At 38.6% G+C, this 2896-nt stretch carries 3 protein-coding genes, 8 tRNA genes and 2 rRNA genes; 1 reads left to right on the forward strand and 12 read right to left on the reverse strand.

Annotated features, from left to right (window positions below; translation table 11 throughout):
- Positions 1–113: 113 nt before the first annotated feature.
- Both M3600_RS28105 and sigW read right to left on the reverse strand, forming a co-directional pair.
- A complete protein-coding gene (locus M3600_RS28105) occupies positions 114–410 on the reverse strand; it encodes an anti-sigma factor family protein (RefSeq protein WP_311315992.1) in 297 nt (98 codons plus the stop codon).
- 17 nt (positions 411–427) lie between these two features.
- A complete protein-coding gene (gene sigW / locus M3600_RS28110; protein ID WP_192486551.1) occupies positions 428–991 on the reverse strand; it encodes an RNA polymerase sigma factor SigW in 564 nt (187 codons plus the stop codon).
- Between the two features lie 404 nt (positions 992–1395).
- Between sigW and M3600_RS28115 the strand changes: the two genes are divergently transcribed.
- Positions 1396–1569, forward strand: a complete 174-nt coding sequence (locus tag M3600_RS28115; protein WP_192486552.1) for an aspartyl-phosphate phosphatase Spo0E family protein — start codon at positions 1396–1398, stop codon at positions 1567–1569.
- 115 nt (positions 1570–1684) lie between these two features.
- Here M3600_RS28115 and M3600_RS28120 read toward each other — a convergent pair.
- The 10 genes from M3600_RS28120 to M3600_RS28165 all read right to left on the reverse strand — a co-directional run.
- Positions 1685–1757 (reverse strand) — tRNA-Lys (locus tag M3600_RS28120).
- A gap of 1 nt (position 1758) precedes the next feature.
- A tRNA-Gln gene (locus M3600_RS28125) sits at positions 1759–1833 on the reverse strand.
- 36 nt (positions 1834–1869) lie between these two features.
- Positions 1870–1953 (reverse strand) — tRNA-Tyr (locus M3600_RS28130).
- Between the two features lie 28 nt (positions 1954–1981).
- A tRNA-Thr gene (locus M3600_RS28135) sits at positions 1982–2057 on the reverse strand.
- A gap of 30 nt (positions 2058–2087) precedes the next feature.
- Positions 2088–2163: transfer RNA gene (locus M3600_RS28140), tRNA-Val, on the reverse strand.
- A 3-nt stretch (positions 2164–2166) separates the two neighbouring features.
- Positions 2167–2241 (reverse strand) — tRNA-Glu (locus tag M3600_RS28145).
- A 13-nt stretch (positions 2242–2254) separates the two neighbouring features.
- A tRNA-Thr gene (locus M3600_RS28150) sits at positions 2255–2327 on the reverse strand.
- 30 nt (positions 2328–2357) lie between these two features.
- Positions 2358–2432, reverse strand: a tRNA-Asn gene (locus M3600_RS28155).
- A gap of 10 nt (positions 2433–2442) precedes the next feature.
- Positions 2443–2559: ribosomal RNA gene (gene rrf / locus M3600_RS28160) — 5S ribosomal RNA — on the reverse strand.
- A gap of 228 nt (positions 2560–2787) precedes the next feature.
- A 23S ribosomal RNA gene (locus M3600_RS28165) occupies positions 2788–2896 on the reverse strand; the annotation flags it as partial.

The following is a 2896-nucleotide window of genomic DNA, read 5'->3' on the forward strand; positions in this document are numbered from 1 at the left end:
AGCTTCCCAATGTTGGTGTTTATCAAAAAATATTCTTCTCAATATATTGGTCTCCATAAAATGAAAATACCACAGCTTAAATGACTGTGGTAGACCCAAATTTTTATACTTTCTTATCTTTTAAATAAAGATGCTGCAGCAAACATGGGATGATTACGCACCCATCTTTTAAAGACAGCCTGCTTCTTTTCCTTCGGCAGCAGTGCCAGCACATTCTCCGTAAAATTAACTGGAGCCTGTATATGAGATGTGCTTTGTACAAGTGCAATTGTCTTTTTCAATTCATGAAAATGAATTGCACAATCTTCACATTCATCCAAGTGTTTTTTTAACTGATGCTTATCTTGTTCTGATATTTCCTCATCAAGATATTCATGCATATATTCTATAACCTTTGATGAACAAGTCATATTATTTCACCTTCTTATTAGACATGCCGTAATTGCTTTCTTAAAGCCTCTCTACCCCTATGGATGCGAGTTTTTACCGTTCCCAGAGGAAGTTCTAGAATTTCGCTAATCTCATTCAGAGACAGTTCTTCAATGTATTTTAGCACAATTACAGAACGATACTTCTCTGGCAGTTTTGATATTTCACGTTGTATTGAAGCTTGCAATTCAAGACTTTCAACATCTTCTTCTGGCAATCTCGAATCTGAAGAGATTTGCGAGTACATGTTCAAACCATCTGTACCAGGTACCTCAGCATCCAAATAATAATCTGGCTTTTTCTTTCTGATCCTGTCAATACACAAATTAGTTGCAATGCGATAAAGCCATGTGGAAAACTTCAAGTCCATGTTAAATCTGTTTATATTAACATATGCTCGAAGAAAGGCTTCTTGTGAAATATCCTCCGCTTCATGTCTATTCCCCAGCATCCGATAACATATTTGGAACACCTTATCTTTGTAGATGTCAATTATGTCACCGAAGGCATTTTGATCCCCTTTTATTACTTGCTTAATTCTCTTTTTAACTAATGCTTCCATCTATTTACCTCCGCTCTAAATGCGGCTAATCGATTAATACGTATCGATAGCGAATAAGGTTTCATTTTTTTAAAAAATTCCTCCTAAATCTGCTTAAAATAAATCTGTGCTCATATTTGTGTACAAAAAAAAAGAGTTTAGTGACTTCTACTTATAATTATAGTCAAGTTGTCTATCTAAAGGCTTAACCGTCCAACTATCAGGAGATTTATTTTTCACATTTTTTATAATATGTATATTTACTACTTTTGAATGACTTTACTACTATTTTAACAAATTATGACAAGTTATGTTTAAAATTTTTGTTATTTGGTTATAAAAATTAGGTATATTATGTTAAAATCATGACAATATTATTCTTTTCAGATAAAATGAAGACTAACTAATGAATGAGGGTGAAGCCAATGTGTGAGCAAAAGTTGTTAAAAGATATTGAGGAACATCGTGAACAGATGATTAATTTAGCAACTCGCACTTCTTTTTCGCACCCTAAAGTGATTGATTTAAGCGCTAAATTAGACGTGTTGTTAAACAAGTACGACAGCTTTATGAAAGCAAGTTGGAAAGAAAATTATTAATGAAATTTAATCATTATACAGCATATTACAGTTACTCATAATTGATGTCTTACATATTTTTTTGAAATAAGAAAACATAAAAAAAACCAAGCAATTTATGCTTGGTTTTTACAGATGAGCCATGCAGGATTCGAACCTGCGACCCTCTGATTAAAAGTCAGATGCTCTACCAACTGAGCTAATGGCTCTTGGCTGGGCTAGCTGGATTCGAACCAACGAGTGACGGAGTCAAAGTCCGTTGCCTTACCGCTTGGCTATAGCCCAAAAATAAATAAAAGGACTTAATGTCCAATTGTAAAATGGTGGAGGGGGACGGATTCGAACCGCCGAACCCGAAGGAGCGGATTTACAGTCCGCCGCGTTTAGCCACTTCGCTACCCCTCCGTAATATTGGAAAGAATTGTTTCATAAATGGTGCCGACGAGAGGACTTGAACCCCCAACCTACTGATTACAAGTCAGTTGCTCTACCAATTGAGCTACATCGGCACATATCTTAATCTTGTATTATATTATAAATGGTGGAGGATGACGGGATCGAACCGCCGACCCTCTGCTTGTAAGGCAGATGCTCTCCCAGCTGAGCTAATCCTCCATTTGGTGACCCATACGGGATTCGAACCCGTGTTACCGCCGTGAAAGGGCGGTGTCTTAACCGCTTGACCAATGGGCCTTTATTTTTTTTAAGCTTCCAACCGGGCTCGAACCGGTGACCTCTTCCTTACCATGGAAGTGCTCTACCTGCTGAGCTATGGAAGCAAATTGCTAACATATAACTCAAAATCATTATGGCTCCGCAGGTAGGATTCGAACCTACGACCGCTCGGTTAACAGCCGAGTGCTCTACCACTGAGCTACTGCGGAATAATGGTATGCCTGGCGACGTCCTACTCTCACAGGAGGAGAACCTCCAACTACCATCGGCGCTGAGAAGCTTAACTTCCGTGTTCGGTATGGGAACGGGTGTGACCTTCTCGCTATCGCCACCAGACTCTTTTTTGAGACAGATATTATTATATCATATTCTCAATTTCTTTTCAAGGTTTTTATTCCCTGAAAACTAGATTATGTTGTAAGAAGAAAGAATGAGTAATCATTCATGTCCAGCTGCAGAAGCCAAATCGTACGGCTGTTTCACTCACTCGTGCACAGTCTTGCGACTGCTTCTCGCGCGCTCCAACATCCTATCGATTTAAGCGGACTTCTTCCGCTTTTCGTTTTAGTTAAGTCCTCGATCTATTAGTATTTGTCAGCTCCACGTGTCACCACGCTTCCACCTCAAACCTATCAACCTGATCATCTTTCAGGGATCTTACTAGCTTACGCTA

The organism is Niallia sp. MER 6, from assembly GCF_023714395.1.
Lineage (GTDB): Bacteria > Bacillota > Bacilli > Bacillales > Cytobacillaceae > Niallia.